The following is a 13863-nucleotide window of genomic DNA, read 5'->3' on the forward strand; positions in this document are numbered from 1 at the left end:
TTAGTCGACCACTACATATGGGTAAAGGGAAAAGATTGCTCATGAAAGGAAGGACAACGGCTTCACTGATCAAGTCGCAACTGAAAACCTATCCATGGTTCCGGAAACAGCTTAGATCTCATACACGTGGGGCTTCGGCTCGAAGTGAGGAGGGTAGGCCTCACTGGCGGCTGAGTGTCGAGGGCCTTGCTGGTGTTTTGAAGTGTTCTTGGCCTCCGCTGCGCTGGGCTTGCGGGTTCTCTCTATTGATTGAATAGTAACAGCTTCAGGCCCGCCTAGTTCTTGCGTGGAGAGGTAGACGAGCGCCATTGAGAGGCAGCCCAGAGTCAGTGCGGATAACAAAAGCTTATTCATTTGTTTCATGCAAGTTGCGATAGCTGAGGCAGGTTGAAGGAGTGGCTGGTCCCCCTAAGAAACCAGCAGTCTTCAGGAGGCGGGATTTCGCCTCCCTGAGATACAGTCCAAGAGGGTCACGCATTATCTAGAGCGAACCCGCTGACATGCATCGCTAGCCCTCCATCAAATCAACTACCCTCGTTCTGTGAGGGTAGTTTCGATCGACTAGCGACCATGGAGCCGTCCGTATCATGCTCAAGCTGAGCTAACAGTTGCTTGGATTCCTTTTTAAAGGCTGCGAGCGCTTGCCCAGATAAACGCTTGCCTTCCGGCAGCTTGACACGCATGGCGTCGACCTGGCTGTTATTGACCATCAGTTCGTAATGAAGATGTGGTCCCGTGCTGCGGCCTGTGTTGCCGGATAGTGCGATCTCCTGGCCTATGGAGACGCGCTCACCCTCAGACACCAAGCGCTTGGACAGGTGCATATAGCGAGTCTTATAGCCGTTGTCATGGCGGATCACAACGTAATTTCCCGCCCCATTTGCCTGATAGGCCGATTTTACAACGCGCCCATCCGCTGGAGACTGAATAGAAGTGCCAGTAATTACTGCAAAGTCAGTGCCTCGGTGCGGACTAATTCGGCCAGTGATCGGGTGCTTACGGCGCAAGTTAAAAGACGAGCTGATCCTGTAAGTACCATCGAATGGCTTCCGGTTGAAGGCTGGGGCAAGACTGTAACCCTCCGGGGTATAGAAACGGTCATCCGTGGAGTTGCGAACGACAGCTAAGTCTATTTTCTCGCCTGCGTAGTGAGCAGCAAGGATACGTGAATCGGTAGCCTGGCCCTCGATCATGTCGGTTTCTACTAGCACCTGGAACTGATCCCCGCGCCGGGCGTCACGGCGGAAGTTAATCCTTTTAGAAAGAAGAGAGCTCAGTTCCGCCACTTCTGCGTAAGATAGGCCAGTGGCGCTGGCTGACTGAGCAAAGCTGCCATTGACTGTGCCCGCAAACAATCGCTCCGTTGTCTGAGCCGCTTTCTCAAAGCGAGTAACCTCGAAGCTCTTGCTATCGAGGTCGCGTTTTATCAGGAGGCCGGAACGTGCGTCCTCCATGATCCGTAGCGCCAACAATTCACCGGCTTCGTTAATTTTGAAGTCGAAGCTGTCACCGATACGCCAGCGTGTGAAGGCCTTCTTGTTCGGGATCTCTTCGAGAAGTTTCATAACGTCGCTATAGCCTAGCCCTAGGGTACGTTCAGCCATGTCTGCGAAGGTATCACCGGCCTGGATGGTGTAAGTTTCCCATGATGGGACAAACTTCTCGTTGGCTGCCAGTTCCTCCTGCAGATCGACCTCCCCATCGTTGAGTATCAGTGGGTCGATAGATAAGCCATCATAGGAAGTACCGTCAGATTCGCTATCGCTGGTTCCATTTACCGGTCCGGTAAGCTGCATCGCCAAGTGCAGCGCCTGGCTGTCCAATTTGTCAGCCTCCTCATCACCTTCTGGCTTAGGCGTGTGAGCGCTGGGTCTTGCCAGCGTGGACGCACGAATGGTGGTGCCTTGGGTCGTTGCGCTAAGAAAGCGGGTATCAATAACTTCGCCTGCTATCAGGCGGGGCGGCAGGGAGGTCTGTTGCGAAGAATCTACAGTGGGCTTGACGAGCCCGGTCGGCTCCTGAACGGGACTCGCATAGTTGATGCTGGCTTTGGCATCCGGCTTGATGTCAGCCTGCGCCTGAAAATCGGTTGGCAGCCCAATGCTTAGCAAGCTGGCCTCGGCGGGGGGCATGCTGTCCCTATCGTAAGCCTCTAAAAAAGAGAATATTTCTTGTGCGCCCAGAAACGTAACTATCGTAGCTACGGGCAAAATCAGTAGCTTATGGGTGCGGGGCAGTGAGTGAAGGACTCTTGGCATGGAAACTTAGCAACAGGTCAGGTGAAGTGAAATGACAGCACCTTAACCCAAGCAGCACGATATGCCTACCCTACAGGGCAAGCTGATGCCACATGGCGAATCATTGCAACAATGTAATTATTATGCGGAACGCTATGCTTCTCTTCAAGCTAAGTCAACAAATTCCCTAGCGATAAGCCCACCGTGATAGGTGAGGAAGGAAATAAATTTCATCCTAATAGGCGGCAATGAGCGTAATCTTAGCCAGGTTGAGGGCATCTCAGCCGTATAATTAGTGGATAATCAGGGGTTGGTAAAATTAGTGTTTAATCCTATCTTAGGTTTAGACGCGGGTCTCGGATGTCCACACCATGATAGGCGGTGGGTCTTGCAGGAATGGGGCGCACTGGGGTTGCAGCGACCAAGATACCCGCGAGGTGGCCATTGTCTGGGGCTCGTAGGCGAAGCAGTCGTACATGAGGCGACAAGGTCGGACCAAGCACGCTCCCGACTGCCTTTATGTGCTTGCCATGGCAGTTTCGCTGCGTGAACAGCGCGCGAGGCGTTTAGGTAGGTCCGCCTCTGTAGAGGAGGAGAGATGGTAGAACTGGAGCGGGTTCTCGCCTACCTGTTGCCTTGGGAATTCTCGCCGGCTTGGGCTCTCGCCTGCCTAGCTATGGTAGGTCTATACCTGCGTGGTTAAGCCGGCGGCGGCGTAGCGGGAAGGCTGAAGGCTTTTGGCGACCGCTCGCCTTCTTCCTGGGTGTCGTAGCGATCTATGCAGTGACGCAGACCCATTACGACTACCTAGCGCAGTACATGTTCTTCACGCACCGTGCTCAGCATCTGGTCCTGCACCATGCAGCACCGTTTCTCATCGCCTTGGCTGCACCGCTACCGGTGCTGGCCGCAGGCGTGCCGAATCAGATGAAAGGTTTCCCAGGGCGTGCGATCGCAGTGCGCATACTCTGGCCTTTGTATCGTCTTCTGCAGCATCCGGTTGTAGCGCCGATGTTATTCGTCGGGCTGATCTACTTCTGGCTCATTCCAGAGGTTCACTTTGACGCGATGTTGAGCCGCCAGCTCTACCAAGTAATGAACTGGAGCATGATGCTTGATGGGCTGCTGTTCTGGTGGTTGATGCTCGACCCACGGACGCCAGAGCAGGGCGGGCTCGGCTATGGAACGCGTATTGTCGTGCTTCTTGCGGTGGTGCCGCCACAGATTTTTCTGGGCGCTTATCTCACCTTCAGTAAATATGAGCTGTTTGACGTCTATGCTGTGTGCGGCCGTGCTTGGCCGCTCGCGCCATTGGCGGATCAACAGCTCGGCGGCCTGATTACCTGGATTCCGGCGACCATGATGAGCGTGCTCGGGGTTCTGATCGTGATCCGCTACCTCCTTGGGGAAAACCGATGGCAAGCTTTATCTTTACAGTGAAGAGGAGAAAGATGTTGCGGTTTGACCGGCGACTGCTGTGGAACCTGGGGCTGCTCCTGCTTTCTTCTCTAGCCGCCGCCGATATCGAAGTCGAGACTCCCCGCCTGCGATTGCTACCGGGAGATTTGCCTGCGGCGGGCTACTTCAGCCTGAGCAACACTGGTGACGAATCCGCGGCCTTGGTGGGCGCGGATAGCGCCACTTTCGGGCGCGTGAGGATGCACCAAAGCATACAAGAGAACGGAGTGGCAAGCATGGAGCCAGTGCCGCGCCTTGAGCTTGCGCCGGGAGAGACTGTCGAGTTCGCACCGGGCGGTTATCACCTCATGCTCATGGAGCGCGGACAGCCTCTGGCTTTGGGTGATGAGGTGACCGTCACGCTCGAGTTTGAAGATGGCAGGCGCACGCCGGTGGTTTTTCGCGCCGTTTCGCCGGCTTCGTTATAGGTGAGAACAATGTGCAAGAAGCTACTGCTGTTGCTAGGGGTCATGTTGCTTGTCGGCTGTTCCGAGCCAAGCTGGCAGACTAAAGATATCTCTGGGCTCATGCCGCCACTGGAATTCGAGCTGACAAACGAGAATGGAAGGACGGTCAGTGCTGAGGATTACCGTGGGCAAGTCACGCTGCTCTTTTTCGGTTTCACTCACTGCCCCGATATCTGTCCGACGACGCTCTCGCATCTCGCAACAATCTCAGATGAGTTGGGGGAAGAGGCACGTGGTAACTTGCAGGTATTATTTGTATCAGTCGATCCGGCCCGCGACGATCCCGAGACACTAAGCGAATATACTGATGCCTTTGGCGCCGAATTCATCGGTCTTACCGGTGACAAGGCCGCATTGGAGGCACTAACGCGCCGCTATCGCGTGACCTACGGCTACGGAGAAAAGGATGAAGCCGGCAACTACGATGTGTCGCATTCAAGTGCTGTATTCGCATTCGATCGCGACGGGGAAGTGCAACTTCTGATACGTGAGAGCGACCCAAGGGAGGCCGTTGTCGGCGACCTGCGTCAGCTCCTAGCCAGCAGTTAACCTTTGAGCCTCTTGTTACATCGCCCAGACAGACATGGGATCGAGAACGTTGAGCTTGCCTATACCGATCAGGCTGCAGACCAACGCAGGACACTCATCCCCTCGATACGAGCCGTAACAGCTAGTTTCTGCTACCCAGCCACAGTACGCAACGATGGCCTGTGTCCTCCCGATAGCGGCACAGCCCGTCGGATTGAGCATGCAGGCCGTCTATGGCTGCCTTCATATAACGGCCATTGGCCACATGCCAGCCAGGATTACCCCTCAGTCAGCCGGGTAGCAAACGGCGTGGCGGGTTATATCTTTAATTACTGGAGGCGATCTCCTCACGAACTAGGTCTTTTAGTTGCTGCACACCAAATGAGGGAAGTGGCTGGCCATTGACGAAAAATGTCGGGGTTTTCATGATGCCTAGCGCCGCTACATCCTCTTTGTCCTGGTTAATGGTAGCGTCTATATCCGGCCTGATCATACTTTGCCGTGCTGTTTCAACATCAAGACCTGCAGCTTCCGCTGCTACCCAAGCTTTATCGAGACGCGGTCTGCCGTGAGCTGCCCACTCTGGCTGCGCGGCAAGCACCGCCTCAAGAACTGACTTGAAAACTCCTTGTAGCCTTGCAGCCTCAAGGAGGCGTACCACTTCCTCCGAGCCCTTATGGAATGGTGTATACCTCAGGACAAGGCGGACATCGTTGGGATTCTCGGCGAGGATTCGCTTCACTATCGGGTAGAAGGCCCGGCAAGCCTCACAGGAGGGATCAAAAAACTCCACGATGGTCACGGGAGCATCCTGTGGGCCAAAACTAGGCGAATAGGAACGCTCCAGACGGTTTTCCCGATCTTCTGCGGATGGCTCAGTATCCGCTGCTTGCAGCGATGCAGTGCTGGAATAAATAAACATAGCCGCTGCTATGGCCACGGCGACGATTATGACGGTAAAGGAGATAGTCTTTCTGGTCATTGGGATCCTCCCAAGCGAGTGGTCATGACACCACAGCATAGCGTGAAACGATAGATCAGGCAGCAGGGCTGGGCGGGCAGTCGCCAGCCAATGCCTTCGAGCAGTACGGCGCTTCGGCTGATATTGGATGGATGATACCTTCCTTTGCTTGGAGCCAGGCGAAGCGGTCATGATCAAGCATTTAAGAAGAGGCAGCCATTGGTCGTCCCACCAGAGCAGCATTACCCGATCGACGCGCCGGCCTCGGAAGACGAATACTGCCGGAGAACGGGTATCGAGCTTCGTTTAGCTAAAAATCGCCGCAGCTATAAAGAATGGGATGAAACCAGCAAAGAACATTCCGGCGATCAGAGGATTGGATTCTTGCTTATGTGCCTCTCGTAGTAATTCTTCCACAACCAGATAAGCCAGTGCTACTGCCCCAAACGCTTCGATAAATGTCTTGATGTTATCGCCTCCTGTGCTAGCCCAACCTCCTAACATGCCGCCAACAACAACGCCAATGCCGACTAGCCCAGGCATTCCTATTCGTTTAAATTTACCCCAGTCATCCCCTCCTATTTCATCAGTTAGCGTTAATCCCAAGAAGATAAGCTCTGGAATAAGGGCAATCACAAAAACGATAGAGACCATGCTCGGTGGGTTACTGCTGGAATTGATAGCAAGGCCCATTAGTACGCCATCTGCCAGCACATCAGCAATGATAGTGAAACCGAGGGCTATACACTGCCACTACTTTGGCCATAGCTTCTGATAAACAGCATCAAGCCGAGGCCCAATGCCATGCCAATTCCCATGATCCAAGGCCCGGAGGGGTCTTCTAAGAGCCGCTTAAGGACTTCTGCTGTCAGGCCAGCAAATACTGCACCAGCCGCAAGGTGCTGAACCACTGAACGGGTACGCCTTGAAGGCTCGCGAAGCGCTGACCAAATGCCACCGGCAATTAATGATAACATGCCGATGAGACCAATCACTCCCCCTCTAAGCAGCGCTTCAGCTAACACAATGTTATCCCCATAAAGGTAAACTGCTAACTAGACTGATGATTTCTAAAATACTATTGGGTAAGCTAGAACGACGTTGACCATATTGCAAGGTTCCCAGCCATTTATATTGGGCGGAAATGCATTTATGACCAAGCTCCAGGATCATGCCTAACTTTTCGCGATAACTGAACTGTAACTGTAAGGTAACAGTGTTTAATTGTTTAAAACAATACCGCTACTATGTTGCGAAGATTAAGCCCCTGATCGGCTATATAAAATATTGACCACACACCACTGCTCGCTTGCTATAGAGGGACGAGGCTTACAATATGCGTCCTCAGGCCGCAGCCCCTGCCACTAGGGGAAGCTCAACTACAATTGAGACACTTGTAGGCGTTAATTAACGGAGATTGCATGATAAGGAATAGAACCGTCTTTCTGAGAGCTTGGATCGTCCTCACATTTTCAGGGGTCGTCTTGTCAGCACATGCTAAAACGGAGCCTGGCGATCTGCTTGATGCGGCCAGGCAATCCGGCCATTTCGATGTGTATATGAAGGCACTTGCCAAGACCGGCATGGTAGCTGAGATGGAGGGGGACGGTCCTTTCACGATCTTTGCGCCGACCGATGAGGCCTTTGCCCGGATGCCCGAGGACAAGCGAGAGATTCTGTTCAGTTCTGAACATGTCGCCGACCTGAGGAAATTGCTTCGCTATTATATCGTGCCTGGGCGAATTCCCGAGGACGAGGCGGATGTGGTCGGGCATGTCCAGGCGTTGACGCAGCAGTTCTATATCAAGCGACAGGATGGCCAACTGATGGCCAACGATGCCAAGGTCGTGGTGCCAGCAAAGCATACCAGCAACGGCATTCTCTATGGCATCGATAGAGTGCTGATGCCGCACTATCAGAACCTGTTCCTGCCCGGACCTCCCAACAAGACCAACAACGATAGATCCAGCCGGTAACTTAGAGGGCGACCTGCCGGTTGAGGGCGGCAAAGCGACTGTCCGGCTGTGCCAGCAACGCCTGGGGCGAGCCGATCTCCTGTAAATGCCCGGTTTCGATTACAGCGACCCGGTCCAGGCGTTCAAGGCCGGCCGGACGATGCGTGATCAGTAACAAAGTGCGTTCGCTGCAGCGGCGTTCGATCACGTCAAATACCTGGGCTGCCGTGGTCTCATCAAGCCCTTCGGTGGGTTCATCGAGAAGCACGACCGGGGCCGGAGACAGCAGGGCGCGGGCCACCCCAAAGCGACGCAATTGCCCGCCGGAAAGCGAACTACCGCCTTCGTCGGGATAACTGTCGAGCCCTTCGGGTTGGCTGGCGAGCCACTCATCCAGGCCGAGTGCCGCCAATAGGTCGGTCATATCCGCATCGGTAGCCTCGGGGGCGGCCAATCGCAGGTTCTCGCGGTAGCTTGCCACGAACAGGTGAATATCCTGTGGCGCCACGGCGAACGAGTCACGCAAGGTCTCCTCGCTCAGGTTGCCAAGCGCAACATCACCCAGGCGCAGTTCGCCGCGTTGGGGTTCGACAAAGCGCACCAGGGCATCGAATAGGGTGGTCTTGCCACTGCCCGAAGGGCCCAGCAGGGCGAGGTGTTCGCCAGCGTTGACGCTCAGCGTTACGCCCTTCAGCGCCTGGGTGCCATCATCGAAAGCGACATGAACATCGTCGATGGCGAGGCTGGCATCGGCAGGGCAGGCATGGTCGGCCTCTGGGTAGGCAATCTCCGGAACCTGCGAGCGCAGGGTATCGAGCCGCTGTGCGGCGTGCCGGATTCGTCCCAGGTTCTGCCAGGCCTGGGGCAGCAGGGCAATGGCCTCGAAGGCGGCCAGGACCGCCAACCCCATCAGGATGATCAGTGTGGGATCGAGACTATCATGGCTGGCCAGCCAGGCGGCCATGGCCAGCGTAGCAGTCAGGGTCAGACCCAGCAGTGTTTGCGATAGCAGCTGCGACATTCCCCATAGCCTGGCCGAATGGCGCTCCTCCTCGTCACGATAGTACTGGGCCTCGAAAAGGCTATCTGTCTCGTGCCGCCAGCGGCCGTACAGCAGCAGCTCCGGCAACGTGGCGAGCCGCTCGATCAGCCGGCTGCGAATCTGGCCATTGATAGCATGCCAGCGTGCCGTGTGGTTGTGGCCCAATCGCCAGGCGAGCCATGGACCGATGACACCGGATGCCAGCAGGGCGGCGCCGGCGAACAGACCGACCCCTGGGGCGAAAACGCCGATCGCCACGCCGCAGCCAACGATGGCGAACAGGGCGACGAGCGAGGGTGACAGTACCCGGAGATACAGGCTGTCCAGCGCATCAATGTCGGCCGTGAGACGCGTCAGCAGATCGCCACTGCCGTAGCGAAGCAGGGCGGTGGGCGAAAGCGGCTCAATGGCTTCGTAGATATGCCGGCGCAGCAGCGACAGCAGCCTCAACGTGCCTTCATGGGAGGTCACGCGTTCGCCATAGCGGCCGGCGGTGCGCGTCAACACGAACAGGCGAATGCCTGCTGAGGGCAAAAAATAGTTGAAGGCGGCTGCCGTGGTGAACGACAACCCGGCCAAGGCCGAGGCGCTCAAGAACCAGCCAGAAAGTGCGATCATGCCGATGCTAGAAAGCAGCGTCACCAGGCTGAGAAAAACGCCAAGGCCCAGCCATAGGGATAACGGCTGCATCTGTTTCAGGTAGGGCCGGAGAAGGTCCGTATGTTTTACCGAGCGAGAGGCGTCAGGCATGGCTGTCCTCCACGAAACGGGTGGCGTCGCAGAGATCGTGGCGCGTGCGTAGCGCATCCAGGGTATCGACGCCCCGGACCCGACCGCGGTCGAGTACCAGAACGCGATCGGCCAACTGCAGCAGATCGAGGCGATGAGTCAGCATCACCACAGTATGATCTGGCTTGAGACGCGCGAGGGCTCGCATGATACGTGCCTCACTGTCACGGTCCAGGCTGGCGGTTGGCTCGTCGAGAAGAATCAGCGGCGCTTGGCGCAGAAATACCCGGGCCAGAGCGATTCGCCGTGCCTGCCCGCCGGAAACCGGCTGGCCACCGGCGCCCAGCGGCGTCGCCAATCCCTGGGGTAGCACATTGGCCCAATCGGCCAGGTCAGCGTCTACCAGCGCTTGCCAGATCGCCTCATCATCGGCATCCGGGGCGGCCAGGAGCAGGTTGTCGGCCAGCGTGCCGGACAGGATGGCTGGATGCTGACCGACCCAGCCGATAGCCTGCTGCCAAGCCTCGGGAGCCAGCGCATCGATGCGCGTGCCGTCATGCGTCATCAATGTACCGGCCTCGTGCGACAGGAACCCCATCAGCAGATTGAGCAGGGTAGTCTTGCCTGCGCCGCTCGGGCCGATGACCGCCAAGGTATCGCCCGGACGAATGTCGACACTGACCCCATCGAGAGCGGGAGCCTGTTGCCCGGGGTAGCGGCAGGTGACGTTTTCCAAGGTCAGGCCCAGGCACTCGGGCACCGGCCAGTCGGATCCATTCGATCCGTTGGCTGCGGACGATTCGAGCAGAGGCATCAAGTCCTCGGCGGCGGCTTCCGCTTCGGCCTTGGCGTGATAATGCGAGCCCAGGTCGCGTAGAGGCTGGTAGAAATCCGGGGCGACTACCAAGATGAACAGACCGGCGAACAGGTCCAGTTCACGTTCCCAGGTGCCGAAGTCAAAATGCCCCAAATAGACAAAGCCGATGTAGATCGCCAGCAATGCAATCGACAGCGAGCTGAAGAACTCGAGCAGCGTGGACGAAAGAAACGCTAGGCGCAGCACACGCATGGTGCGTGTACGAAAGTTTTCTGAGACTTCGTGTACCACGTCGGCCTGTGCGCGGCTGACCCCGAACAGCTTGAGGGTCGGCAGGCCGCGGAGGGTATCGAGGAAATGCCGGCTCATGCGCGTCATTTCGCGAAACTGCGCTTGCTGGCATTGCTTGGCGCCGATGCCGACCATGGCCATGTTGAGCGGTATGAAGGGTGCAGTGACCAGCAGGATCAGGCCCGCCGCCCAGTTCAGCGGGAATACGGCGAGCAGGATAAGCACGGGAATGGTCAAACACAGCATGACCTGTGGACGATAGTCGGCGTAATAACCATGCAGAGCATCGACCTGGTCCCAGACACGATTGCCCAGGGTCGCGCTGTGCTGACGACGCGCCCACAGCGGGCCGAGTTCACCGATACGCTGAAACAGCTCATGGCGAATCGACTGCCTGACGAGAAGGGCGCCGTGTGTGCCGGCCTCGGTCTTTAGCCAAGCCAGTGCGCCGCGTCCAATAAAGGCAAAGGGCAGAACGAGCAAGGGAACGGCAAGGCTGGTAAAAGGCGCTTCGTCGATGACCATGCGCTGCGCGACGGTGGCAATAGCCCAGGCCTGTACGAAGAGCAGCAATGTCGACGCGCTGCCGGCGAGCACTGCGATACGCGGCCAGACGCCACCTTGGCGGGCCCTGGCGGCCAGCCATCGGCGTAGAGTCAGGGTATCTTTCTTCATGTCCGCTCCGACAGTGATGTCACTCTTCGCTCTCGCGCACCTTACCGCGGAACACTCGGTAGCTGTACGCGGTATAGCCCAGAGTAATGGGTATCATGATCGCGTAGCCCACCAGCAGGAATTGCTGACTGGAGCGGCTCGAGGCGGCTTTCCAGAGAGTGATATCCGGCGGCAGCATGATGGGATAGAGGCTGGCGATCAGGCCGATCAGCCCCAAGACGAACATGGCTACCACCAGCAGAAAGATACGCTTTTCATGGCGGCGTGCGGCACTGCGTACGGTGGCGACGGCTAGGCCCAGCATCAGCACGGCGACAAGGCCCAGCCACAGCAGGTTGGGGAACCGGGACCAGCGTTCGGCAATACGTTCGTTGACGAACGGGGTCCAGACCACGACCGTCAGCATTGAGACAACGAACAGGCTCATCAGCGGCCGAACCATGGAGTAGAATCTCCGCTGCAGCCGGCCTTCGGTCTTCACGATCAGCCAGGCGGCCCCCAGCAAGGCGTAGCCGATCACCAGGGCGGCACCGGTACAGAGGCCAAACCAGGAAAACCAGCCGAAGGCATCCTCGGCGAAGTTGCTATCATCCGAGGCGAGCCCGCCGATCACGCTGCCTACGATCATGCCCTGGATGAAGGCGACGGCAAGGGTCGCGATGCTGAAGCCTATGTCGAAGCCCTTGTAGGAGTCCGCTTCGGAACGAAACTCGAACGTCATGCCGCGAAAGAATAGGCACATCAGCATCAGGACCAGCGGCAGGTACATGGCGGGCAGCAGCGAGGCGTAAACCAGCGGGAAAGCACCGTACAGTCCGGCGGTGCTGAGGACCAGCCAGGTCTGGTTGCCATCCCAGAACGGCGAGGCAGAGGTGAGCATGATGCCGCGCTGTTCGTCGTCCCTGACAAAAGGAAACAGGATCCCGATACCCAGGCTGAAGCCGTCCAGAATCACGTACAGGGTCAGCGCGAAGCCGATCAGCCCGAACCAGACGATGGGAAAGAGTTCATTGTTCATGCGTGTTTCCTATGCCGTTTGCCCAGTCCTTGGACGTATTGCTCCATTTCACTTCCCTGTTTGACAGGCGCAGTATCATGAGTCTCGCCGGGATCGCCGGCTGAAGGGATGCCTGGGGGCACGATTCTCCTGCGCGTCATCATGCTGTTCTTCGGCTGGTAGGGATTCTTCGGGTGTGCGACGGACCAGCTTGAAGAAGAAGTAGGCACCGATGGCGAAAATTAGCGTATAGATACCCCAAAGCCCCACTAGGCTAGTGACCAAGGTAGAGACGCTGAATGGCGAGACGCCCTCGACGGTACGCAGCAGGCCGTAGATTATCCAAGGCTGACGCCCGGCTTCGGTGGTGACCCAGCCCGCCTCGATGGCAATCACACCGGCCGGTGTCGCCAGCATCGTCAATACCAGAAACCAGCGCGAATCGTAGAGTCGCTTGCGCTTGCGCAGCCACAGCGAGAGCGCGACCAGGCCAAGCATGGCAAAGCCCAGGTAGACCATCAGTCGGAACGCATAGAACACCAGCGGAACGTAGGGCCGTTCGTCTTCCGGCCACTGTTCCAGGCCCTGTATCTTGCCGGTCAGCGAGTGGGTCAGGTACAGGCTGCTCAGGCGTGGGATCTCCAGGGTATAGCGGTTCTTCTCCTGTTCCGGATCCGGCCAGGCGAACACCACCATAGGCATGCCGGCGCGCTCGGGCTCGATCTTCCAGTAGGCTTCCATGGCAGCCACCTTGGCCGGCTGATGCTCAAGCGTATTCAGACCATGCACGTCACCCGCTACGATTTGCAACGGCACGACGAAGGTCAGCATCCACAGGGCCATCGAGAGCATTTTGCGGGCCACGGTATCGCGGTTGTTACGGTACAGGTGCCAGGCGGCGATGCCGGCCACGACAAAGGCCGTGGCGATCAGCGCGGCCAGCGACATGTGTACGAAGCGGAAGGGCTGGGAGGGATTGAATATTACATGCCACCAGTTCTCCGGAATGAACCGGCCATTCTCAATGGCATAGCCCGCCGGCGTCTGCATCCAGCTGTTCGAGGCCAGAATCCAGAATGTCGAGATGTAGGCTCCCAGGGCCACGATACAGGTGGCGAAGAAGTGCACCTTGCGGCTGACCCTGCCTTCGCCGAACATCATGATGCCGAAAAAGCCGGCTTCCAGGAAAAAGGCGGTAATGACTTCGTAAGTCAGCAACACGCCGTTGATGCCGCCTGCCTTGGATGAAAAACCGCTCCAATTGGTGCCGAACTCGAACGCCATGATGACACCGGAGACCACGCCGGCGGCGTAGTTTACGGCGAAGTGAGGCAACCAGTAATGATAGATGCCGAGATAGACCCGGTTGCCCGTTTTCAGCCACATCGCCTCGAGAAAGGCCAGGTAGGTAGATAGCCCGATACTCAGTGCTAGGAAGATGATGTGATACATCACCGTGGTCGAGAATTGCAGGCGGGCCAGGTCGACGGTATCTAATCCCAGCATGGGCAGGACTCTCCTTGTCCGGTGTGCTTCGCTGATATGATCGGGACATAGGCCTGCCGCTCATGGCGGAGCCAATACTTACCAGCGTTCTGATCCCGGTTTCGTGAGGATTCGCTCCACTAGGGTAGGCATAATAATAGCCTGTATCGAATCACTGACAGAGCGCTAACCTGGAAGATAGCCATAGATCATACTGTGAC

Annotated in this window: 11 protein-coding genes; 4 read left to right on the plus strand and 7 right to left on the minus strand. The window is 57.1% G+C overall.

Features of this window, described 5'->3' with window-relative positions:
- Nucleotides 1-524: 524 nt before the first annotated feature.
- A complete protein-coding gene (locus MHM84_RS18845) occupies nucleotides 525-2132 on the minus strand; it encodes a peptidoglycan DD-metalloendopeptidase family protein (protein WP_239268153.1) in 1608 nt (535 codons plus the stop codon).
- Between the two features lie 759 nt (nucleotides 2133-2891).
- Between MHM84_RS18845 and MHM84_RS18850 the strand changes: the two genes are divergently transcribed.
- From MHM84_RS18850 to MHM84_RS18860, 3 genes are read left to right on the plus strand one after another with little or no spacing between them, the layout of a single operon-like run.
- Nucleotides 2892-3677 carry a cytochrome c oxidase assembly protein gene (locus MHM84_RS18850; protein ID WP_239268155.1) on the plus strand — a complete coding sequence of 262 codons (786 nt, stop codon included), beginning with the start codon at nucleotides 2892-2894 and terminating at the stop codon, nucleotides 3675-3677.
- The gene (locus MHM84_RS18855) at nucleotides 3653-4123 is read left to right on the plus strand and encodes a copper chaperone PCu(A)C (protein WP_239268157.1); all 471 of its coding nucleotides are present in this window, start codon (nucleotides 3653-3655) and stop codon (nucleotides 4121-4123) included. Before MHM84_RS18850 ends, MHM84_RS18855 begins: the two co-directional genes overlap by 25 nt.
- A gap of 9 nt (nucleotides 4124-4132) precedes the next feature.
- A complete protein-coding gene (locus tag MHM84_RS18860; RefSeq protein ID WP_239268159.1) occupies nucleotides 4133-4711 on the plus strand; it encodes an SCO family protein in 579 nt (192 codons plus the stop codon).
- A 304-nt stretch (nucleotides 4712-5015) separates the two neighbouring features.
- Here the strand turns inward: MHM84_RS18860 and MHM84_RS18865 are convergent, their stop codons facing one another.
- Nucleotides 5016-5672, minus strand: coding sequence for a thioredoxin domain-containing protein (locus MHM84_RS18865; protein ID WP_239268161.1), 657 nt, complete (start codon nucleotides 5670-5672; stop codon nucleotides 5016-5018).
- Between the two features lie 285 nt (nucleotides 5673-5957).
- The gene (locus tag MHM84_RS18870; protein WP_239268163.1) at nucleotides 5958-6344 is read right to left on the minus strand and encodes a hypothetical protein; all 387 of its coding nucleotides are present in this window, start codon (nucleotides 6342-6344) and stop codon (nucleotides 5958-5960) included.
- Between the two features lie 791 nt (nucleotides 6345-7135).
- On the opposite strand from MHM84_RS18870, the gene MHM84_RS18875 reads away from it, so the two are divergent.
- Nucleotides 7136-7627 (plus strand): fasciclin domain-containing protein, encoded by a 492-nt coding sequence (locus tag MHM84_RS18875; RefSeq protein ID WP_239268165.1) that lies wholly within the window; start codon nucleotides 7136-7138, stop codon nucleotides 7625-7627.
- A 1-nt stretch (nucleotide 7628) separates the two neighbouring features.
- Here MHM84_RS18875 and cydC read toward each other — a convergent pair whose 3' ends face one another.
- From cydC to MHM84_RS18895, 4 genes are all read right to left on the minus strand, one after another.
- Nucleotides 7629-9398, minus strand: a complete 1770-nt coding sequence (cydC, locus tag MHM84_RS18880) for a thiol reductant ABC exporter subunit CydC (protein ID WP_239268167.1) — start codon at nucleotides 9396-9398, stop codon at nucleotides 7629-7631.
- Nucleotides 9391-11160: a thiol reductant ABC exporter subunit CydD gene (gene cydD, locus MHM84_RS18885; protein WP_239268169.1), complete on the minus strand. Its 1770-nt coding sequence runs from the start codon at nucleotides 11158-11160 to the stop codon at nucleotides 9391-9393. The genes cydC and cydD overlap by 8 nt, the downstream gene beginning before the upstream one ends.
- A 19-nt stretch (nucleotides 11161-11179) precedes the next feature.
- Nucleotides 11180-12178: a cytochrome d ubiquinol oxidase subunit II gene (gene cydB, locus MHM84_RS18890; RefSeq protein WP_239268171.1), complete on the minus strand. Its 999-nt coding sequence runs from the start codon at nucleotides 12176-12178 to the stop codon at nucleotides 11180-11182.
- Nucleotides 12179-12253: 75 nt separating this feature from the next.
- Nucleotides 12254-13663 (minus strand): cytochrome ubiquinol oxidase subunit I, encoded by a 1410-nt coding sequence (locus MHM84_RS18895; RefSeq protein ID WP_239268173.1) that lies wholly within the window; start codon nucleotides 13661-13663, stop codon nucleotides 12254-12256.
- Between the last annotated feature and the right edge of the window lie 200 nt (nucleotides 13664-13863).

It is taken from the genome of Halomonas sp. McH1-25 (genome assembly GCF_022348165.1).
Classification (GTDB): Bacteria; Pseudomonadota; Gammaproteobacteria; order Pseudomonadales; family Halomonadaceae; genus Modicisalibacter.